At 60.1% G+C, this 20,664-nt stretch carries 15 protein-coding genes; 12 read left to right on the top strand and 3 right to left on the bottom strand.

Annotation, left to right across the window (positions count from 1 at the left end):
• The 3 genes from CKW40_RS07175 to CKW40_RS07165 all read left to right on the top strand — a co-directional run bounded on the left by CKW40_RS07175 (position 1) and on the right by CKW40_RS07165 (position 5,926).
• Positions 1-2,202, top strand: a complete 2,202-nt coding sequence (locus CKW40_RS07175) for a GumC family protein (RefSeq protein ID WP_095199269.1) — start codon at positions 1-3, stop codon at positions 2,200-2,202.
• A 75-nt stretch (positions 2,203-2,277) separates the two neighbouring features.
• Entirely contained in the window at positions 2,278-4,446 is a 2,169-nt protein-coding gene (locus CKW40_RS07170; protein ID WP_095199268.1) for an oligosaccharide flippase family protein, read from the top strand.
• Positions 4,447-4,723: 277 nt separating this feature from the next.
• Entirely contained in the window at positions 4,724-5,926 is a 1,203-nt protein-coding gene (locus CKW40_RS07165; RefSeq protein ID WP_179297868.1) for an acyltransferase family protein, read from the top strand.
• Positions 5,927-5,989: 63 nt separating this feature from the next.
• Here CKW40_RS07165 and CKW40_RS07160 read toward each other — a convergent pair whose 3' ends face one another.
• On the bottom strand, positions 5,990-7,051 hold the full coding sequence (locus tag CKW40_RS07160) for an NAD-dependent epimerase/dehydratase family protein (RefSeq protein WP_095199704.1): 1,062 nt from the start codon (positions 7,049-7,051) through the stop codon (positions 5,990-5,992).
• A 247-nt stretch (positions 7,052-7,298) separates the two neighbouring features.
• Positions 7,299-7,976 (bottom strand): helix-turn-helix transcriptional regulator, encoded by a 678-nt coding sequence (locus CKW40_RS07155; protein ID WP_095199266.1) that lies wholly within the window; start codon positions 7,974-7,976, stop codon positions 7,299-7,301.
• Positions 7,977-8,264: 288 nt separating this feature from the next.
• Between CKW40_RS07155 and CKW40_RS07150 the strand changes: the two genes are divergently transcribed.
• On the top strand, positions 8,265-10,007 hold the full coding sequence (locus tag CKW40_RS07150; RefSeq protein WP_095199265.1) for a sensor histidine kinase: 1,743 nt from the start codon (positions 8,265-8,267) through the stop codon (positions 10,005-10,007).
• 128 nt (positions 10,008-10,135) lie between these two features.
• On the opposite strand, the gene CKW40_RS07145 is transcribed toward CKW40_RS07150, so the two are convergent.
• The gene (locus tag CKW40_RS07145) at positions 10,136-10,813 is read right to left on the bottom strand and encodes a LuxR C-terminal-related transcriptional regulator (protein WP_095199264.1); all 678 of its coding nucleotides are present in this window, start codon (positions 10,811-10,813) and stop codon (positions 10,136-10,138) included.
• Between the two features lie 606 nt (positions 10,814-11,419).
• Between CKW40_RS07145 and CKW40_RS07140 the strand changes: the two genes are divergently transcribed.
• From CKW40_RS07140 to CKW40_RS07105, 8 genes are all read left to right on the top strand, one after another.
• Positions 11,420-12,142 carry a nucleotidyltransferase family protein gene (locus tag CKW40_RS07140; RefSeq protein WP_095199263.1) on the top strand — a complete coding sequence of 241 codons (723 nt, stop codon included), beginning with the start codon at positions 11,420-11,422 and terminating at the stop codon, positions 12,140-12,142.
• 31 nt (positions 12,143-12,173) lie between these two features.
• Positions 12,174-13,310 carry a DegT/DnrJ/EryC1/StrS family aminotransferase gene (locus tag CKW40_RS07135; protein ID WP_095199262.1) on the top strand — a complete coding sequence of 379 codons (1,137 nt, stop codon included), beginning with the start codon at positions 12,174-12,176 and terminating at the stop codon, positions 13,308-13,310.
• The gene (locus CKW40_RS07130) at positions 13,307-13,981 is read left to right on the top strand and encodes a sugar transferase (protein WP_095199261.1); all 675 of its coding nucleotides are present in this window, start codon (positions 13,307-13,309) and stop codon (positions 13,979-13,981) included. Before CKW40_RS07135 ends, CKW40_RS07130 begins: the two co-directional genes overlap by 4 nt.
• 45 nt (positions 13,982-14,026) lie before the next feature.
• Complete coding sequence (locus tag CKW40_RS07125; protein WP_095199260.1) at positions 14,027-15,031, top strand: NAD-dependent epimerase/dehydratase family protein; 1,005 nt, start codon at positions 14,027-14,029, stop codon at positions 15,029-15,031.
• Positions 15,028-16,305, top strand: a complete 1,278-nt coding sequence (locus CKW40_RS07120; RefSeq protein ID WP_095199259.1) for a hypothetical protein — start codon at positions 15,028-15,030, stop codon at positions 16,303-16,305. The genes CKW40_RS07125 and CKW40_RS07120 overlap by 4 nt, the downstream gene beginning before the upstream one ends.
• Entirely contained in the window at positions 16,292-17,551 is a 1,260-nt protein-coding gene (locus tag CKW40_RS07115) for a polysaccharide biosynthesis/export family protein (protein ID WP_095199258.1), read from the top strand. The genes CKW40_RS07120 and CKW40_RS07115 overlap by 14 nt, the downstream gene beginning before the upstream one ends.
• Positions 17,552-17,637: 86 nt before the next feature.
• Positions 17,638-18,555, top strand: coding sequence for a class I SAM-dependent methyltransferase (locus CKW40_RS07110; RefSeq protein ID WP_244571117.1), 918 nt, complete (start codon positions 17,638-17,640; stop codon positions 18,553-18,555).
• 350 nt (positions 18,556-18,905) lie between these two features.
• Positions 18,906-20,660 (top strand): type I secretion system permease/ATPase, encoded by a 1,755-nt coding sequence (locus tag CKW40_RS07105; RefSeq protein ID WP_095199257.1) that lies wholly within the window; start codon positions 18,906-18,908, stop codon positions 20,658-20,660.
• The last annotated feature ends 4 nt before the right edge of the window (positions 20,661-20,664 follow it).

The following is a 20,664-nucleotide window of genomic DNA, read 5'->3' as shown; positions in this document are numbered from 1 at the left end:
ATGGAAGGTTCTATAGCCAGCCGCGCCAGGCTTCCGCGCGCTACGCACATGGCTGTCGCCACGCTCGACGCCAATCCGCGGATGAGGCGACCGCCACGCGAGCCCATGCAACCGCCGTCTCCCTTCCATCAACTCGTCGTCACCTTGGCAACGAGAAAATGGCTCTTGCTTGCCGTCGCCCTTCTGGGCGGCATTCTGGCCGGCCTCGCGGGCTTTACTCGCCCGGTGCTGTTCGAGGCGACGACGCAGGTCATCATCGACGCCCCGAGCGGCGGCACTTCCGGCGCCACGGCATCCGCCCAAGACTCGCTGGAATCGAGCATCGATGACCATCTGACGATGCTCTCGTCGCAAGGCCACCTGCGTCGAGTTCTGGCGACGCTTCGCCAACCGCAGGCAGCCGACGTTGCCGCAAAAAGCGGCATCAGTGCCGTCCCACCCACCGCAGGCTCGTTCTTGAGCGATCTGCTGAGCCGGGTCTGGGCGCAGGACAAGCCGGCGGCAGGAAGTCCGGAAGCGGACGCGGCCGCGCTGAAGACACTGCGGAGCGGAATGAGGGTCGGACAAGAGCTGCGCTCGCGCGTCATCACCATCGGCTTTACCGATCCCAGTCCGGCGCGTGCCGCGCTGGTCGCGAACACATTCGCCCAAGTCTATATCGAAGACCTCGTACAGAAACGCCGTGCGTCGGATCAGTTCGAGCTGGAATCGCTGGTCGCCAGCCTGCCGCAAGTGCAAAAGGATCTGGTCGAAGCGACCGATCGGCTGGAGACATACCGGCTGACACACGGTGCCGTTGATCAAAGCGCGGCCAACAACGCAGCCGGTGAGACAGCGGAGCTCGGCCGACAGATTTTCTTGTCGAAAGCCAATCTTTCCGCCTCGGAAGCACGCCTTCACCATATTGAGGACCTGCGAAAGGCGGGTGCCCCTGTGTCGGCCATCGCCGAAGCGATCGGATCGCCTGTGTTGACGGACCTGGTGGCACGCCAGCAGGGCGCCGCTGCGGACGGCGATCTGGGCAACGCGATCACCCGTGAAATGGAACAGGGTATCGCGCGCATTGCGGCCGAGGCAAACGTCTACCGCGCCCAGGTGGCGGCTCTCGAGGAGCGCAAGGGGATGCTCGACGCGGCCGTGGCCGACACGGCGAGCCAGCTTTCCGGGTTGCGGGCCCTTGAGCCGCAGGTGGCCATCGTGACACAACACTACAACGAGCTCCTTGGCCGGCAGCAGGACTTGATACGGCGCATCGCCGCTCCCTCGCCAGGTGTAGCGATCCTGTCGACGGCATGGCCGCCGTCAAATTCCAAGACCCTGTCGCCGTTTTTCCTGATTCCACCCGGCATGATCGTGTTTGGTCTGATGGGGGCGGTCTTGGTTCTGGTCCGCAACATGTTCAATCAAACCTTGCGCAGCGAGGCTGAAGCCGAAGCCGAGCTTGGGATCCCGTGCATCGGACTGCTTCCCAAGGTTCCGGGACTTCATGCCAGACAGCTGCGGCATCTGGTTCTGGGCCAGCAGAACTCGCCGTTCAGTCGCGCCGCGACATCCCTTCTCGTCACTGCGGCCCCAACTCAGGGCAGGGGGCAGCCGCCGCATATCATCCTCGTAACGTCCAGCATCCAGGACGATGGCAAGACGGAGTTGGCATGGAGCCTGGCGCTGGCGGCAACGCGACTGGGAGGAAGGGTGCTTTTCCTCGACCTCGACCGCAAGGACGCACGGCTCACGAACGAGTTTCGTGGCGAATTCGGCACCATCAAGGCTCACAATTCCTTTGGAGACTATGTAAGTGAACGCTGCATTCTGAAGGACGCAATCACGAGAATGCCGGAAATCGGTATCGATCTGATGGCCGCTCCAGCACCTTCGGATGATCTGCTGACGCTTCTGTCCACTGTCGACAAATCGCAGTTTACCGATGAACTGCTCTCGGTCTACGACGTCGTCATCTTGAACGGGCCGCTGGGACTTGGAGGCCCCGAAACCAGACTTCTAAAGCGCTGGGCCGATGCGGTGCTTTTTGCCGTTCGCTGGTCCAGGACGCGGCGCGGCATTGCCCGTGGTGTTCTGGAGTCGCTGCGGGCCGGCGGACCCGTCACCGCCCCTATAGGGAGTGTGCTTACCCAGGTGAATCTCAAGAGGCATGCCGGCTATCAGCTCGGGGATAGCGCCGATCTCCTGCTGGCGAGGGTTTGATGAGGACCGTCTCAGCGCTCTCCAAAGAATGCCGCACGGGACCAGGTGCGTTCCCGCAATCGGGCTTGACCCATAATGATCATTGAATTTTTCGGACCGCCCGGATCCGGCAAAACAACGTTTGCGCATGCACTCGCCAAGCAGTTGCGCGGGAAAGGCTATAACGCCAAGGTCGCTCTCAGCTATAGGCCCAGCACCAGGGCCGGGAGCTTCGATCTTGGAATCCTGCTGTTCGTCTCAAGAATCGTGTCGGCAATATTTTCGACCGCAAGAATATTGCTTTCCTCGACAGGGCGACTGGACGAAATTTCCAATTCGTTCTCGATGGTGAGGTTGATACCGCCAAAGAAACGAATCTGGCGTGCGCGAATCTGGCGATATATCTTGCACCTTTCGCGTTGCTGGAATGCCGCGGAGCAATCACCGGAAATTGTCATATTCGATCAAGGGTACGTTCAAGCGATTGGATCGCTGGCGATGTTCAATGGGAGCACCGACCTCGGAGCGCTCGAAAAGGCGCTCAGCCTCGCGCCGCCGGCCGATCTCACCGTCAGGCTGGTGGTGCCAGCGGCGGTTGTGGAAAGTCGGCTCCGACAGCGTGTGGAGCGCGAGCCGCCGGCAGAACGAATTTTCGAGGCCGACTTGAACGTGAATATGCGCTCTATTCGTGTTTTTGAATCGATAAATGATCTTCTGACGACTTGGGGTCGGGAAATCATTTCCGTCGACAACGTTGACCGTAAATCGACCTTCAAAAGTATTTGTCAGGTTGAGAAGCAAATAATTTCCGCATTGTTACGTACGGACAGGCCGACCGCCGAAAAACAAAGGGAGTTCCCGAATCTTCCCACCGGTGTTCCTGCTTCGGCAACGCCACCAGCGCAGAACAAGGACATGGGCTCGCGACTCGCTTGGGCGAGCATCTTCGCTCTGTTGATTTATATCGGAGGCGCTGGGCTGACCAGTCTTGCGCAGTTGGCAATTGCACGCCTCATCGGGCCACGCAACTACGGCATCTATTCCTACGTTCTGGCATGGACCTCCGTGCTCGCCTATCTGGCAACGCTTGGCTTCAACGTATCATTGTTGCGTTTTGTCCCTGCCTATAGAGCCAATGGCAGGCTTGATCTGGTGCGGGGGGTGATAAGATTTGCCCTGCAAAGATCGCTGATTGCGGCGACGTTGTTCGGGATGATCGGCGCTGCCTCCGTGCTGCTTTTTTCAGACCACAAGCAAAGTGGGCTTGAGACAAGCATCATGCTCGGTATGGTGGCCGTGCCCTTGATTACCGCTTATGCTCTCGGAGCTACGCTGGTGCGTGCTTTCGGCGGTGTTGTCTCTGCCCTGTTGCCGGAGCGCATCGTACGGGACGGGCTCCTCCTGGTGCTGGTGGCGCTGCTGGCCAAGTCCGGATTGCGAACCGTGGACGCGCCATCCGTGACGCTGGCGGTGGTGATAAGTTCCGCAATCACGGTTGGGCTGGTGTTCATCACCGCCAGGAAACTTGAACCGCCTGGCCTGCGGCAGGCTAAGCCCACTTATGCATCGAGGGAATGGTGGTTTGCTGTCCCCCCGCTCATGCTCATCACCGGGCTCGATGTTTTCGTCAGTCGAGCAGGCGTGCTGGTTTTGGGTTGGACAAACCATATCCGTGAAGCCGGTATTTTCGCCTTGGCGTTGAATATTGCGATGCTTGTGGGGCTCTCCCGCATCGCCGTCGCTACCATGTTTTCGCCAACAGCTGCCGATCTGTATGCCAGAGGCGATCGCAAGGGACTACAGCAGCTATTCGCGCGGGCTACCTTGCTTTCTGCTATTGGCGCCATCGTTGTTGCCATCCCGATGATGGTGATCGCTGAGCCGTTCTTGAGCTTCTTCGGTGAGGGTTACGCCGCGGGCGCGCCGATCGCACGGGTTCTCATCTTGGGATACGTGTTTGTCGCGCTGTGTGGGCCTCAGCAGAATCTCCTGACCATGACTGGAAATGAATGGGCCGCCGCAACGACCATGATTGCCGGTGCCGTGGCCAATATCGTAGCCTGTGCAGCGGGCGTCGCGATTTACGGCCCGATTGGCGCTGCCGTCGGTGTCGCACTTGCCCTGAGCATTTGGAGCGTTGCCATGGCTGTCTATATCGGCAAGCGACTGAAAATCATGCCAGGCTTGGTTTTTGCTCTGCTGTCGATCAGGCCGAGCGCGTTCGATGCCCATCAATGGAATTGGTTCTTGAGGGCGAGCAAATGACGGCACTCCTTGCATCGGTGCCGGTGCTCATGATGGCCCGCAGTTAAACGACGGCCCGGATGCATTTTGATCGGCTTTGCGGCGAGAGGCCCAGGCATCGCCGAGATGGCTGAAGGCGTAGGTCGGAAGCGTCGACGCTCACCTGCCTCCTACTCCTGCGCCCCGCCGGCAGGGCCTCCATATATCTCCATACATATTAAGGGCTGTGTCCGTCATTTGAAGGATGCATGAGCTCCGGACGTGCCTCACGGTGTTGTGGCAAGCTGCGGGAGCATCCATGGAACAAGTACCATTGGCGACGGCCCCGACGCCTTCGATGCGCCAGCGGTCCGAAAGGTCGACGCCTGTCGAACCCAGCCAACGCGAAACCCTCACTCAGGTCCAGGTCCTGCGCGCCCTCGCGGCCACCTCGGTCGCGCTTCGCCACGCCCAGCACGATGCGGCGAGCTTGGAACTAGAAGCCGGCCGCACCTTTCAGGCGTGGAATCCGATACCCTGGAGCGCTGGCGTCGATGTCTTCTTCGTGATTTCCGGCCTGATCATGGTGCACACGTCGCGACAGTTGTTCGCCAAGACGGGTGGGGCGCGTCTCTTCCTTTCCCGCCGGCTCGCCCGGATTGTCCCGCTATATTGGGCGGTCACCACGCTCTACCTTGCCGTGGCGTTGCTCGTTCCCTCATTTCTCAACCAGGACTACATCAATTTCCGGTTTGTCATCGAATCCTACTTCTTCATCCCGGCCACTCGCCCCGACGGCGTCGTTCAGCCTGTCTACGAGCTGGGTTGGACGCTCAACTATGAGATGCTTTTCTACGTGTTGTTTACGGCGGTGATCTTGCTGCCCATGCGTTGGGCCGTCACCGTCCTGCTCACGACCTTGGTGGGGATGGTGTTTGCAGGCCGTCTCGCGGCTCCTTTGCGAGAGCCATTCGCGTTCTGGACCAATCCGATCATCCTTGAGTTCGCTTTCGGCGTGACAATCGGGATCATGTGCGCCTCGGGTCTGCGGCCCTCCGGTTTGATCAGGGCCTGCGTCGCTGCAACCGGACTGGCCGCCCTGATGCTGGCGGCGGCCTTTCCCGATATCTCGATCGGCCTTTCCCGCCCCGTTGTTTACGGCATACCGGCATCTCTCATTGTCTGGAGTGCTGCTTTGGCGCCAGGCGAACTGAGGCATGGAAGCCTGGCCGCGCGATGGGGCGCTGGCGTCGGCGACGCGTCCTATGCTCTCTACCTGCTGCATCCATTCGTGATCCGCGCCACGCGCATCTTCTTCTGGCGAACAGGCTTGATTTTGGTGCTCGGCCCGTGGGCTTTTATCGCGTCGGCGCTGGTGATCACCTTTGGTGCGGCACTCATCACCTACCGCCTGTTCGAGAAGCCGCTGACTCGCCGTGCCCGACGGCTTCTGGGAGCCGGGTCCAGCACTCGACAGCAGCTTCGCCCATTTCCGGTGCCGGCGTATCCCAAGACGGACTGATCGGGCGTTGGGTAAATGAGCCGGCGTTGTGCTCGCCGCCCGGCCCCACCCGCTGTTTCCGCCCTATGCCTGAATGAACGCTTGTCGTTCCCGGCCGACGGGCCTTGCATGGAAATCCCGATACCATTCCACGAAAGGTTGCATGCCGTCCTCGAGTGCCGTCGCCGGTGCGAAGCCGACAGCACGGCGGAGGTCGCTGACGTCGGCGCGGGTTTCCAGGACGTCACCTGGGGGCAAAGGCACGTTGACGCGAAGGGCGCGGCGGCCAAGGGCCGTCTCGATGATCGCGATCAGACGGTTGATCTCTTCGGGCCGGTCGTTGCCGATGTTGTAAATCCGATATGGCGCCGAACCGGTGGCGGGATCAGCAGCGCGGCTGTCCCAGTCCGGATCTGGCCGCGGCGGCGCGGCCAGCACGCGAACCACCCCCTCCACGATGTCGTCGATATAGGTGAAATCTCGCCATACGCGGCCGGCATTGGCAATTTCGATCGTCCGCCCCTCGGCGATGGCATGGGTGAATGTATAGACCGCCATGTCGGGCCTGCCCCAAGGCCCATAGACGGTGAAGAAACGCAATCCGGTTACGGGCAAGCCAAACAGATGGCTGTAGGAATGCGCCATGCATTCGTTTGCGCTTTTGGTCGCAGCGTAGAAGCTGACCGGATGACTGGCGCCATGGTGCTCGGAAAACGGGATGCTTCGATTGGCGCCGTAAACGGAACTTGACGAGGCATAGACGAGATGGCTGACGCCGGCGTGCCGGCAGCCCTCCAGGACATTGAGAAACGCGACAATATTCGACTGCACATAGGCATGCGGGTCAACGAGCGAATAACGCACGCCGGCTTGAGCGGCGAGGTGCACGAAGTGCGATGGCTGAAAGTCGGAAAACAGGGCTTTTACCAGCGCCTGGTCCGCCAGGTCCATCCGCATGGGCGTGAATCTGGGCTCGGCGCAGAGCTGTGCAAATCGCGCCTCCTTGAGCCTCAGGTCATAGTAGGGCGTGAAATTGTCGACACCGATAACCTCGACACCGTGTCGCAAGAGCCGCGACGCAACATGAAATCCGATGAACCCGGCGGCGCCGGTGACGACGACCGGGCCCGCGCGTGCTAGTTTCAATACAGCCCCATCCGACCGCGCTCGAGTGGCATCCGCCAGCTTGTGGACCGTCGAATTCGCTTCGACCATGGCAAGTCACCCCCGCAGCGAAATCCCGCGCTGACCGCGTTCGATAACGCGTCGAAAGCGTGGAGATGGCGCCGCCAATTTTACGATCTGCGCAAGCGCGGCCGCGCAGAGTGCCGCCGCGTTGCATTGGCCTGATCGGCTGAATCCGGGCGGCTGCCGACGCCCGGCGGTTGCCATTTCATGGCAGGACCGAAATGCGCCCCAGAAGAGCCACCAACTCCGCCTGACGCCTTGTCTCGGTCTTGGCGAACAGCGAGGCAAGCTGGGAACGGATCGTCGTGCGGCTGAGATGCCAACTGCGAGCGATCTCCAGGGGCGCATCGCCATGCGCCAGGCGCAACGCCAGCTGCGTTTCCGCACTGGTCAAACCGAACATCCTTTGCAAGGTCTGAGGGTTTGCCGACGATGTGTTCTCCCGGTCCAGCAATGCCACGATGCTGGTACCGTCCGGTGTGACGACGCCCGTCTCATTCAGGACCACCGGCCTGTCGCCCCTGCTACGGATCACTACCCATGAGAGTGAGCCCGGCTGGAAGTGGACCGGAACATTCGCAACCAGCCGCCTTAGCCCGGCGGAAAGCTCGATGGCCGTGTCGGCCGCTTCGCCCTGCCGCTCAAGCGTGTCTTGAGCGGCAGCGTTCCATTCGATTACTTTCCTGTCGCGGTCCAGCACGAGATAGCCGCAGCCGATGCGGTCAAGCATCCCGGTTATGGATTCCAAACTGCGTCGCTGCGGTCCGCCAATTCTGGCGTCCGGCCGATCCGGCAGATGTATCGGACGTGCGTGACGAGTATCTTTCAGAGTAATGTATTGGCTGATCGCAACCGCCTCGTTGCGCCTCTCAATCAGTGTCATCGCTTCTACCCCAACCCTAGTTGCTACTGACCCAAGTAAATTTTGCACGATTTACTTGCTTTGAATTCCGCCAACCGACGGGAATGCACTCCTTTGGCTTGAATTTCGACACGTCTGAAGACATCCGCGGCAAGTCTGTTCCGCAGCGTTCGTTGAACATGCCTTTTGATGAGCCCAACCGAGCCTGATTCTATTCGCCGGCAAAGGCATAGCAATCCGGCAGTGGTACTAGGCTGCCCCGTCGCGGCCTAGTCTCGACGAACTAGATAGAAGGTTGTAGTCTGGCGCATGGGTTTGTATCTGCGCTGGCTCAAATCGAACGTGTCAAGCACGCCGTTGGCTCATGTAGCTTCGCTATTGGTGCTTGCAGCAGCGATAGTACTCGAAGCGATAAATACGATATATGTCGGCGAGGGGGTGACGTTTATTGCGTTTATCCCCATAATTATTGTTATCGTTTATCTCGAAGGGCGTCTGGTTGCCATCGCCGCAACGTTGCTCATGGCGGCCGCCGGCTTGTGGATGCGACGCGTTCTGAACGCCCATCTCTCTGCTGAAGATTGGACGAGCGCCATCTTCCTTCTGGTCTCCGGTGGCCTGATCGCATTTGTGTTCCACCGCCTGCGACAGGATCTGCGCGGGGCGCTTGAGGTCGCAGAATCGAGGCTTGCTGCCATCGATGCCGCCGAGAGTCGTTATCGTTGGGCTTTCGAGCGCGCCGCCTTGGGTTTTGCAAATGCCAATCGACGTGGCGAACTGCTGCAATCGAACAGACGCTTTTGTGAGATGACCGGCTACGAAGGAGAGGAACTTACCCAGCTCAAGCTGGAGGGGCTTGTTCTTCGCGACGATCGAGATGCCGTGCGGGGGTTGTTGAAGGATTTGGATAACGGCGCCTCGTCGTCCGCTGCGGATATTCGCCTGCTGCGGAAGGACGGCAAGGCATTCTGGGCTCGTCTGTCCCTGTCGTCATCGCGGCCTGACGAGGCATCGACCGAGAGCGTGTTCGTGGTGATCGACGATATTTCCGAGCGACGAGCCGCACGCGAGGCTCTCCGGGCTCAGAAGGAATGGCTTGATCTCGCTCTGTCTGCTGGACGCCTGGGTACGTGGCGAATAGATCTCAAGGAAGGGACGGTCGAAGGCTCCGGCAAGTTCTGGGACATTCTCGGTCTGCCGCCGACGCCCGTCCGCCGCTTGGAAGAACTCTCGGCCGTCATCCATCCAGCCGACTGGCCGAAATTGGCTGCCTCGGCAAAACCCTCGTCGGCGGTGAACTACGACATCGAGATTCGTGTCAGGCGGATGGATGGGCACGTACGCTGGGTTGCTCTGCGCGGACGACAGGAAGAACGCGGCGACCGCGCAATCCGCATCGGGATCGCTGCCGATCTGACCGAGCGTCGACAAACCACGCTTCTTCGCGCCGCCGTAAAGAAGCGCGAGCGCATCATGCTCGAAGACCGCCATCGGTTCAGCAATTTGTTCCCGGTGATCACGGCCCTGGTAAAAATGATCAATGTTCCCGAGAACGACGTTGCCAAATACAAGGAGATGCTGGTCGATCGGATTCGAACGCTGGAAGCGACGCATCTGCTCTTGTCTCGTCATACCAGCCTGTCCGGGAGGCTCCACGATCTCGTGGCCCAGGAGTTGCAACCCTTCAAGGAGACGCGGGACATAACGATCAGTGGCCCCGCCCTCACAGTGCCAAGTGGCGCCGCCGAGAGCTTTGCGATGATCCTTCACGAGCTGACGACAAACTCCGTGAAACACGGTGCGCTGGGTGACTCACAAGGCAAGGTCGCAGTTAAGTGGCAATTCGCATCCGACGGCGCAGGGGACGACCTCGTGTTCGATTGGGTGGAATCGGGACGGCGGAAGAATTCAAAGGTCGTGCGCCACGGTTTCGGGTCCATGATAATCGGCGTGGATGGCACGCCACTTGTCGGTCATTCCCCGAAACTGGAAATATCGGAGCACGGACTGCGATACTCGTTGCGGTTATCACGTAAGGAAATTGAACTGTAGCGCATGTCGCCGCAATGCGACCTGGGATTTGGGAAACCGTCATCCATAACAGGATCCAAAGCGCGCCGGTCTCGCAGGTCTATCCTCTGCATGCCGGTCCAAACCGCTACCCGCTTGGGTGGCATAAATCAGCTCGCATTTCTCGACTGCCAGGTTTGCAGCAAAACGGCTGCTTCAGTCCGGTTTCGTACCCCGAGCTCGCGCAGAATGGCAGCGGCGTGGATTTTGGTTGTCGCTTCGGCAATATCCAGATTGCGGGCGATCTCCTTGTTCGAATACCCTTCCGCCATCAGCTTGAGGACGTCCTTCTGCCTCGATGTCAGCCTGCCGAGATCGCTCGAGCCCACGCGTCGACGGATTGAATTTTTCGCCGAGGGCAGGGCGGCATAGGATCTCTGGTCCCCAGACGTTCGAGACAAGAGAGCCGGTACGTAGATCCGACCCGAGAGGATCTCATTTACCGCCAGCACGACTTCTTCGTCTTTCTGCGATTTGACGATGTAACCATGGAGCCCGATCGAAAGAGCGGTCAGGATCTCCGAGCGGGAATCGTCCCCGGAAACGATCGCAAAGCGTGTGTGAGGATAGGCGGAGAGAACCTCGCTGAGCACTTGCTGATCAAACAGCCCAGGCATGTTCAGATCGAGGATCGCAAGATCGATGGATGCCTGCTCCTCCAGAAGATTGACCACAGCATCGAAACACGCAGCCTCGAATATTTCGGCGCCTGGAATTCCAGCGGTAAGTGCCAGCCGAAGGCCGCGCCGATATAAGCCGTGATCGTCGGCGATGACGATCCGATACATTGAACTACCCCAACGCGTTACCCGGTTCCCGACGAGAAAACCCGCTGGAACCTCCCATTCCTCTGTGATGGTGGGAACCGTGGTGATCCCTGAAGTCGTGGCCAACCACTGGTCATTCCATCATCGTGATGTCCGCAGCATCCCCATTCGCGCACATCACGTATGGCTAATATAATACTAATTTGCGAGAAGCTGTCGTTATTTTTTTTAACGCTGGCTTCTCGTGCCTGCCTGCCGAGCGATGTCGAGTGCCCGTTTCCAATGTCCGGAACCAGTTTGCGGCACAGCGTTTTGATGCGGCACCTGCCTTCGCTGGACGCGCGCAGGTCGGTTCCGGCACTTGGCGGATCACTGCTTTTTTGATCGCAAGACTCAGTCGGCTTCATTGGTCTCATGGTCAGGTCCAAAGCGCTTGGGTCTGTCCTTGATCCTGCGGCTATTTAATACCGGAAACGCTTGGGATCGTTGCCATTCGAATGCACGACGACACCCATTCAGAGTGATCATACCATTCATGATGAGGTGTTCGGATTGGCTCGTGGGCGACCCTGCAAGCACTCCATTCGCAACGATGATGTTCGGGCTGAATAAACTCGGGAGGATCGGATGAAAGCGGTGATTCAATGTGGTGGGATGGGTACGCGCCTTCGGCCCTTCACGTCGGTCCTGCCGAAACCCTTGATGCCGATAGGGGCCCGGCCCGTTCTTGAGCTGCTTCTGAAGTGGCTGCGGCGTAACGGCATCGAAGAGGTCTATATCACGACCGGGTATCTCGGGCACTTGATCCGCAGCGTCTGCGGCGACGGATCGCAATGGAATCTGAAGATCAGATACACCCAGGAAATGGAGCCACTGGGCACCATCGGGCCTCTCTCTCTGATCAGGGATGAACTGAACGAAACATTTGTCGTGCTGAACGGCGATGTTCTTACCGATCTGAGCCTCAGCCGGTTCGTGGCCGCGCACCGCATGCATAAGGATCCGGTTACGATCGCCACGGCCTGCCGCCAGATCAAGATGGACTTCGGCGTCATCGACGAGATCGACAATGCCGTTCAGCTCTTTCGGGAAAAGCCGACCCTTTCCCATCTCGTCAGCATGGGGATTTACTGCATGAACCCGGATGTCCTGCGGTTCATTCCTTCCGGCATCCCCTTTGGGTTCGACGACCTCATGCTGCAGATGATGCAGGGCGGCACGACCGTGCACGTGTACAAGCATGACGGTCTCTGGCTCGACATCGGTCGCGTTGATGACTTCCAGAATGCGCAGGCGATTGCCTGGGAAGAGCAGTCGACCTCGATCGAGGTCGCAGCCGCGGCCGCATGAAAACCCGCAAATAACGAGTCAGGAGGTCAAGATGCTCTTGGTGAGCGCCCCGATCCTAGGCGTGCCCGAGAAGGTAGCCCTGTCCAAGGTGATTGACAGCGGCTGGCTTACCATGGGGGACAGGGTACGAGAGTTCGAGCAGACCTTTGCCACCATGCATGGCGCGCAGGATTGCGTTGCGGTCGGTTCCTGCACCGCAGCGCTCCATCTTATCCTGCACGCACTGGGAATCGGCCCTGGTGACGAAGTGCTGGTTCCTTCTCTGACCTTCGTGGCGACCGCGAATGCGGTGCTCTATGTCGGGGCTACTCCGATCTTTGTCGATATCGAATCGGTCGACGTGCCGTTGATGTCGCTTGCGGAAGCAGAAGCGCGGTGCACGCCACGCACCAAGGCGGTCATTCTCGTTCACTTCGCGGGCTATCTCGCCAATCGGGAACAATGGCAGCGGTTTGCCCGGGTTAGAGGACTGCATATCATCGAGGATGCCGCGCATGCGCCCGGCCTCAGGGAAGTGGGGACGTTCGGCACCGCGGCGGCTTTCAGCTTCTATGGCAACAAGAACATGACAACGGCGGAAGGGGGCGCGGTGATCGCCCGCGACCCCGATCTGCTCGACAGGGTTCGCCAGGCCCGCGGGCACGGGATGACCAGCGGGACACATCAGCGGCTGAACAGTCGCACCCCGCAATATGATGTGACGATGCTCGGGTTCAACTACCGCATGGACGAGATGCGGGCGGCGATTGGGCTGGTTCAGCTGCAGAACCTGCAAGAGTGGAACGAAATCAGGCGTATCCTTGCCGTTCTCTACCGGCGCCTCATCGCAGAACATTGCCCGGCCGTGACCATTCCATTCAGCGAACCCCGGACGTCGGCCCACCACATCATGCCGGTCCTCCTGCCGCGCTATGCGAGGCGGCAGGACGTTATCGACGAACTGCGGACGCAGGGGATACAGACCACGATTCATTATCCGCCGGTGCATCAGATGACGTTCTATCGCGAACGCTATCCCGGCATCACCTTGCCGCGGACAGAGGACTTTGCGCAGCGAGAGCTGACAATTCCACTGCATCCCCAGATCACTTCACCTGTCGCCGAAGCGGTTGTGTCTGCACTCGCAACCGCGCTCAACGGCGGCGCCCAAACAGGAACTGCCGCATGAATGCATTAGATATTTCCCTGCATCGACGCGTCGTCTCAAGGCCCGTACACGGCCTCGTGAGACGTTCGATCGATCTCGTGGTCGCGGGCGTCGCGGCCGTTCTATTCGCACCATTGATGCTGCTGATCGCCGGAGCTCTTCTGCTCGAAGGCGGAGGCTCGATCTTGTTCGCACAGACCCGTATGGGCGCTGGTGGCCGACCCTTCCGCATGTACAAATTTCGCAAGTTCGGTGTGAACTGCGGCTCTCAAGGCCTCGCGCTGACCGTCGTGGGCGACAGCCGCATGACGACGGTGGGCCGGTTCCTCGCCGCAACGAAGTTCGACGAACTGCCGCAGCTGTGGAACGTCCTCAAAGGCGAGATGGCGATCGTCGGGCCGCGACCCGAGAGCCTGGCTTTCGCCGATTGTTTCCGGGGTGGCCTCGAGGCCGTCCTGCAATACAAGCCCGGCCTGCTGGGTCCAACCCAGGTTCTCTTCCGGCACGAGGCGCATTTCTTTCCCCGATCCGCGGATCCGATCCTGTTTTACCGGGAGGTCATGTTCCCCGCCAAGGCCAGACTCGACCTCTCCTACTATCCGCAGCGCACCATCGTCTCCGACATCGGGTGGATGGCGCGCGGCGTCCTGGCGGTTGTCGGCTGGGTTCCATCGCAGCCGATCGACGTATGAACCCAAAAAGGAAAGCGCTCCAGTCAGCCAAGGGAATGCGCAGTCATGAGCTACAATGGCAAGAAAGTTCTGGTGACGGGCGCGGATGGATTTATCGGTTCGCATCTCACCGAAGCGCTCGTCCGCAACGGCGCGGATGTCACGGCTCTGGCGCTCTACAATTCTTTCGACAGCCATGGATGGCTGGACGATTTGCCAGACAAGATCCGGAGCCAGCTGAAGCTTGTTCGCGGTGACGTCCGCGACAGCGCGTTCCTGAACCGGATCGTGCGCGGCCAGGCCGTTGTGTTTCATCTGGCTGCGCTCATCGCGATCCCATATTCCTACGCGGCTGCCCAGTCCTATGTGGAAACCAACATCCTGGGCACGGTGAACGTTCTCGAAGCGGCGCGTCAATGGGAGACGGAGCGCGTGGTGCATACCTCCACAAGCGAGGTCTATGGAACCGCCCAGACCATGCCCATCCGCGAAACGCATCCACTGCAGGGACAGTCCCCCTATTCGGCATCCAAGATCGGCGCCGACATGATGGCCGAGTCCTACGCCAGGTCGTTCGATGTCCCGGTGGTCATCATGCGGCCCTTCAACACCTATGGTCCGCGCCAGAGTGAGCGCGCCATTGTGCCGACCATCATCCGGCAGGCCCTCGACCCGAATTGCCCGTCGATCATGGTCGGCGATACAAGCCCGATCCGTGACCTGACCTTTGTCGAAGACACCGCGGCAGCGTTCCTGACCGCGGGCCTTGCCGGGCTTGAATTCGGCCATGCCTACAATGCCGGCAGCCAGCGCGCCGTGACCGTCTCCGACGTCTTGGATCTCGTCCTCGAATTGAGCGGTTCCAAGAAACCGGTCCATCGCGACGAAAGCCGTTTGCGGCCGCAAAATTCGGAGGTTCGCGCCTTGCTCGCCGATTCCTCGCTCTTTGAAGGCGAGACCGGATGGCGGGCGCAGACCAGCCTGCGCGATGGGCTGGAGCAAACGATCGCATGGTGGCGCGCGCGCCTTAGTGAAGGCCGGGTGAGGCGCGAAATGGGTTATATGACATGAACCTGTCCCGCCGGCATATGTTGGCGCTGCTGCTGATTGCCGGTGCCATGTTGCCCAGTATCTACATGGCCGGCGGTCGCGAAAGCAGCGCATCGCAACCGTCGCCGGCACAGGCGGCAAAAAACCTGCCGGGCTATCTGCGCGAAACGACGGATCCATGGTCCGGCATGATTCTCGTACGGATCACCGAACCTGGAATTCTCGGCCTGGCGGGTGTATGCGGGAAGAAATACTGCACCCACCGTTACTCGAGCGCACAGGCCTGGAATGCCGACCAGAGCCTTCTCCTGATCGTCAATGGTTGCGGTGGCATGTGCTTTCTCGACGGGCGCAGCTACGTTCCATTGTTCCACCGCGACCGCTCGACTGAATGCGAATGGCATCCCAAAGATCCCGAGCTGATGATCTGCGTTGCTGGCCGGCAGATTTCGACCTGGGCGCCACGCACCGATCACGAAGACATCGTGTTCACCTCGGCAGCCTACAGCAAGCTTCAGTTCGGGCCCTACAAAGGCAATCCGAGCAGCGACGGCAACCGCATTGCGGTGCGCGCAACGCGCAATGACGGCAAAGCGGTGGTCTTTGGCTACGACCTCAAGGAGCGCCAGAAATTCCCGGACATCGATCTTGCCCAACTTCCAGGAACCACCGGTTCCTGCTCGATCTCTCCGCTCGGGATCAACATTGTGTGCTCACAGGTATTGCCGGACGGCAATGAACCGAGATTCGTCTTTTCCATTGAGGGCGTCTTGCGCCAGAAGTGGATGGAGCACCACCGGCCCGGTCACGGCGACATGACGGTCGATGCCGACGGCAGCGAAATCTCTGTCGGGATCAGCAAATCGGATCCCGACAAATATCAGGTGATCAAGCGCCGATTGGCCGATGGCACGGTCACCTCGCTGATGAAATATGGCGAGGCCATGCATGCGTCGCTCAGATCCCTGGACAGGCCGGGCTGGGTGTTTCTGAGCTATGGCGGCACGCCAGACGAAATATCGCAGCACCCGGATTGGGCGCCTTACGCGCAGCAGGTCATTGCGCTGCGCATGGACGGCAGCGGAGAGGTCCGCCGTATCGTGGACACGCAAAACGTGCACTTCGACTACTGGAGCGAGACGCATGCCTCGCCGTCGCCAGACGGCTCACAAGTGGTCTGGTCGAGCAATTGGGGCGTGCCCGGTGGCCCGGTATACGATTTCGTTACCCGTGTTGAATGGCCTTCGGAGCCGGTGCCGAACCAGAAGGAGATTGTCGCAAATGGCCTTCACTAAACGAACTGTTCTTGCTGCGGTTGCCGTGATGTCCCTGACATCGATGGCCATCGCAGGCGACGCCGAGCCCTATCAACTGTCACCTGGCGATACCGTCGAGATAGGGATAGCGCCGATCCCCGATCGAACCCAGCGCGCCGTGGTCCAGATGGACGGCAATATCGCCCTTCCCGAAGTCGGGATGGTCATGGTCGCGGGCCTGACGGCGTCTCAACTGCAGACGCGCATGCAAGCGCTTTTGCCGACCAAGATCTTTCATGTGCGTCTGCCCGATGGACGCGAGCAGATGGTTGTCGTCAAGCCGGACGACGTGACCGCCATCATCGCGGAATATCGTCCGATCTATGTGATGGGCGACGTGCTTACCCCGGGACAACAGGCCTATCGTCCGCTCATGACCGTACGGCAGGCGCTTGCCGTCTCCGGCGGCTTCAGCCTCTTGCGGTCAAGGGCAGGCCAGACCGGGCCTGATCCGGTCGATCTCAGGCGGGACTACGAGACACTTTGGGGGGATTACACCAAAGACTATTTTCACGCCGCCCGTGTCCGCGCCGAACTTCAGGGCCAGGCGGATTTCGACAAGCAGACGCCGCAGGGGTCACCCCTATCGCCCAGCGTTGGCGCCGCGATCGCCGAGGCTGAAGCGGACGGGCTGAAGATTGCGCTGAGCGATTTCCAGCAGGAGCAGGCTTTTCTCGAGAAGGGCGAGAAGGACGCGGGCGATCAAATCGAGGTTTTGCAGAAGCGCGAAGAGGTCGAGGCCGAGAGCGTGAAGGCGGATCAGGAAGACCTGGCGAAAGTAACCAAGGCGTTTGACGCAGGCAATCTGACCAACAACCGGCTCGCCGATGTAAGGCGCGCCTTGCTTCTGTCGTCGAGCGGTGCGCTGCAAACCACGGTCGAGCTCATGAGAGCGCGGCGCCAGCAGGAGGACTATGTCAGGCAGCACGAACGCAATGACAATCAAAGGAGGATTGTCTTGCTGACGGATCTGAAAGACACCAACGCGCGGCTGGCCGATGTCACCGCCAGGCTCCACGCCGCCAGCGAGAAGCTGCAACCGACCGGCGCATCCACCCAGCCATTGCCGATTGCCGGCGAAACAATCCGGGCTCAGGTCACGATCGTCCGCAAGGTCGGCGATGAATGGCGCAAGCTGTCGGCTGACGAAGACACGATCGTGATGCCGGGGGACACCGTCGAAGCCAGGTTCAGCAGCGATCTGCAAAGCGTGGCGATCCAATAGGCCGCCTCGGTCGCGGTCCGACAAAATGGGGTTGGGGAGCTCACTGTTCGATCGGGCAGTCGAACACAATGTAACGGGAGATACTGGTGAGGCTCAATTCCAAGCAAGGGGTGAAGCCGGCGCCGCCGACGAACGCGGTTCAAATGGCTCAGTCGGCAAATTACGCTTTCGATATGCCTTCAGCAGCGCGGATTCCGCGGGCCAGGCCTCAGACCGGTAAGTCCAGAGTTTGGCAGGAGCTGACGTCCAGCCAGCAGGTCCACCCGCAAGGCGACCGAGTGTCGAACGACTACAGGGCCAGCCATTGCGCGCCGGGCTACGGCGCGCATTACAACAAAACACACGAGTCCGGCTATTATGGCGCGCTTTGGGAGAAAATCGAAAAGCCGCTGATCCTAGACGTTCTTCGCCCAATGGGCGGAGCCGGCCGAAAGTGCCTCGATTTCGCATGCGGAACAGGTCGCATCGCCAACGTGGCAGCCGGGCTCTTCGGCGAGGTGGTGGGCGCCGACATTTCCAGACCCATGCTCGACTGCGCGCAAGTTCCGCCCAATGTGAGACTGCGTCACATCGACATGACGAGGGAGCCGCTCGGCGAGACCTTCGACGTCGTAACGGCATTTCGCTTCTTCCTGAACGCAGAGGATCAACTGAAGTCGGACGCGCTGAAGGCGATAAATGAGCATCTGAAAGACGGCGGGCGACTTGTGTGCAATGTTCACATGAATGCGACTTCACCCGTCGGCCTGGTTTGCCGGCTGCTCAATCGGTTGTCTGGACGCACAATGCGACACACGCTGAGCACAACGACGTTCAAGGAACTCCTGACCGCGTCGGGCTTCCGTGTCGAGGAGATGATACCTTACGGCTATCTGCCGCGGCCGGGAAACCTCTTGCCAGGGGTCTGTGGAGCGTTGATCGAGCCCTTCGAGAAGGTGTCCAGAACTCTTCGCATTCCAGGACAACTGGCGCAGCATTTCCTGGTTGTTGCGAAGAAGCGCTAACGGAATCGTTCACTCAAATGGCTCCGCAAAAAGGGCCGGGGAGCCATTTGCCTGAGCAGCGACTCACCCCCGAAAGGGACGGCGCGGTGTCGCTCGCATTGCCTGGAGCACGACCTCCACGGCCTTCCAGTACACCTTAAAACGGCAGTTTTCCCCCGATTTAATGCGTCAAATCCGGGATTCTCGGGCTGGCGCCACGATTTCGCTACATTTGGACGGAAGGCCAGATACGTTAGTGGGGCGTAATATTAGAAGGCAAAGAGGGATACGCTCCTGAAGACCCAAAATTTGTCCATGGCCGGCGGAGCCGATCGGCCGACCCGACGACTTCTTGTCGAAGGTCGCAAGCCATGAGTTCCGGTGGGATACGCTCGCCCGATCTGCGTGGCGCCTTGCTTGACGCCGTGCCCGCGCTGGTAGGCGTTGGTGTGTTCTCGGCGGTCATAAACATTCTCGCTTTGACCGGCTCCGTCTATATGCTGCAGATCTACGACCGCGTTCTGCCTTCACAGAGCGTTCCGACGCTTGTCGGATTTACGATCGGAATGCTGGGCCTTTACGCGGTCTACGGATTGCTGGATTTCGTGCGGCTTCGCCTCCTGGTTCGAATCGGCAATCGTCTCCATAAGAAGCTGCAGCAAAGGGTCTTCGGCCTCTCACTGTCCTTACCGCTCATCGGCGGCCAGGATGCGAACCGGATACATCCGCTTCGTGATCTGGACCAGTTGCGCGGTTTCCTTTCAGGATTGGGGCCGACCGTCATCTTCGACGCGCCGTGGATACCGTTTTATCTGCTGATCATCTACTTCCTGCATCCGGCGCTCGGTCTGCTGGCGACAAGCGGTGCGATCATTGTCGTGCTACTCACGGTGATCGCGGAAGTGCTTGGTCGCGCATCTGCGGCGCGGGCGTCCGAGACAATGGTGTCGCAACGCAATCTTGCAGATTCCGGCCGCCGCAACGCGGAGGTTGTGCGCGCGATGGGCCTTTCCGGGCGGCTTGCCCGCCGCTGGGGTGAGATCAATCAAGCATATCTCGCGCACCAGGAGCGGCTTTCCGACATTGTCGGTGCCACCGGCGCACTGTCGAGGGCGCTGCGGATGGCTTTGCAGTCATGCGTTCTGGGGCTGGGCGCCTATCTCGTGATCGGAGGCGAAGCGTCCCCAGGTGTGATCATAGCATCCTCCATATTGCTGGGCCGGTCGCTGGCTCCGGTTGATGCCGCGCTCGCAAACTGGCGAGGGTTTGTGGCGTTCAGGCAAAGCTATTCCCAACTGGCAGCGGCGCTGGCCGCCTTTGGTAGCCAAGGCGAGCTCATGGAATTGCCGCGCCCGCAGGCGATGCTTGCGGTCGAGGACGTGACGATAGCTCCGCCAGGCCAGCAAAAGCCGACCGTGGCCAATGTCAGCTTCAACCTGTCTGGAGGCGCGGGCATGGCCATTGTCGGGCCAAGCGGTTCCGGCAAAACGACGCTTGTGCGCGCGCTGGTGGGAGTGTGGCAGCCGCTTCGCGGAACGGTCAGGCTGGACGAAGCCTCGCTCGACCAATGGGGCCAGGAACAGCTTGGCGCTCATATCGGTTACCTGCCGCAGGACGTCGAACTGTTTGATGGAACAGTGGCCGATAACATTTCGCGATTTGGCGGCAAGGGCGATGCCAAGGGCGTTCTGGCAGCCGCCAGGGCCGCGGGCGTCGACAAGATGATCATGCGATTGCCGAATGGGTTTCAAACACGCGTAGGCGAGGGAGGGGCAGCCCTGTCGGCCGGACAGCGGCAACTCGTTGGGCTTGCCAGGGCACTTTATGGCGACCCGTTTCTTGTTGTTCTCGACGAGCCGAATTCAAACCTGGACGTCGATGGCGATACCGCCCTGGCTGGGGCGATCCTGGGCGTGCGCCGGCGTGGGGGCATCGTCATCGTTGTTGCGCATCGTCCTTCCGCCCTCACCAATATCGACAAGGTGCTCGTCATGGCGAATGGGACCCTTCACTCCTTTGGCTCCCGCGAAGAGGTCCTGGCCAACGTTATCCGGCCTTTCCCTTCGCCTGCTGAACGGCCGGCGGCGGTTGTCCCGATGCATAAAGGGGTGAGCGGTCATGCGTGAGGTG

Origin of the sequence: Mesorhizobium carmichaelinearum, from assembly GCF_900199455.1 — a bacterium.
In the GTDB taxonomy this organism is placed as follows: domain Bacteria; phylum Pseudomonadota; class Alphaproteobacteria; order Rhizobiales; family Rhizobiaceae; genus Mesorhizobium; species Mesorhizobium carmichaelinearum.
The sequence above is the reverse complement of the archived record's forward strand: the minus strand, read 5'-3'. Positions and strand labels throughout refer to the sequence as shown.

Bases quoted from the DNA above. Each gene is read 5' to 3' on its own strand.
- CKW40_RS07175 (WP_095199269.1), top strand. From the start codon at position 1: ATGGAAGGTTCTATAGCCAGCCGCGCCAGGCTTCCGCGCGCTACGCAC.
- CKW40_RS07170 (WP_095199268.1), top strand. From the start codon at position 2,278: ATGATCATTGAATTTTTCGGACCGCCCGGATCCGGCAAAACAACGTTT.
- CKW40_RS07165 (WP_179297868.1), top strand. From the start codon at position 4,724: ATGGAACAAGTACCATTGGCGACGGCCCCGACGCCTTCGATGCGCCAG.
- CKW40_RS07155 (WP_095199266.1), bottom strand. From the start codon at position 7,976: ATGACACTGATTGAGAGGCGCAACGAGGCGGTTGCGATCAGCCAATAC.
- CKW40_RS07150 (WP_095199265.1), top strand. From the start codon at position 8,265: ATGGGTTTGTATCTGCGCTGGCTCAAATCGAACGTGTCAAGCACGCCG.
- CKW40_RS07145 (WP_095199264.1), bottom strand. From the start codon at position 10,813: ATGTATCGGATCGTCATCGCCGACGATCACGGCTTATATCGGCGCGGC.
- CKW40_RS07140 (WP_095199263.1), top strand. From the start codon at position 11,420: ATGAAAGCGGTGATTCAATGTGGTGGGATGGGTACGCGCCTTCGGCCC.
- CKW40_RS07135 (WP_095199262.1), top strand. From the start codon at position 12,174: ATGCTCTTGGTGAGCGCCCCGATCCTAGGCGTGCCCGAGAAGGTAGCC.
- CKW40_RS07130 (WP_095199261.1), top strand. From the start codon at position 13,307: ATGAATGCATTAGATATTTCCCTGCATCGACGCGTCGTCTCAAGGCCC.
- CKW40_RS07125 (WP_095199260.1), top strand. From the start codon at position 14,027: ATGAGCTACAATGGCAAGAAAGTTCTGGTGACGGGCGCGGATGGATTT.
- CKW40_RS07120 (WP_095199259.1), top strand. From the start codon at position 15,028: ATGAACCTGTCCCGCCGGCATATGTTGGCGCTGCTGCTGATTGCCGGT.
- CKW40_RS07115 (WP_095199258.1), top strand. From the start codon at position 16,292: ATGGCCTTCACTAAACGAACTGTTCTTGCTGCGGTTGCCGTGATGTCC.
- CKW40_RS07105 (WP_095199257.1), top strand. From the start codon at position 18,906: ATGAGTTCCGGTGGGATACGCTCGCCCGATCTGCGTGGCGCCTTGCTT.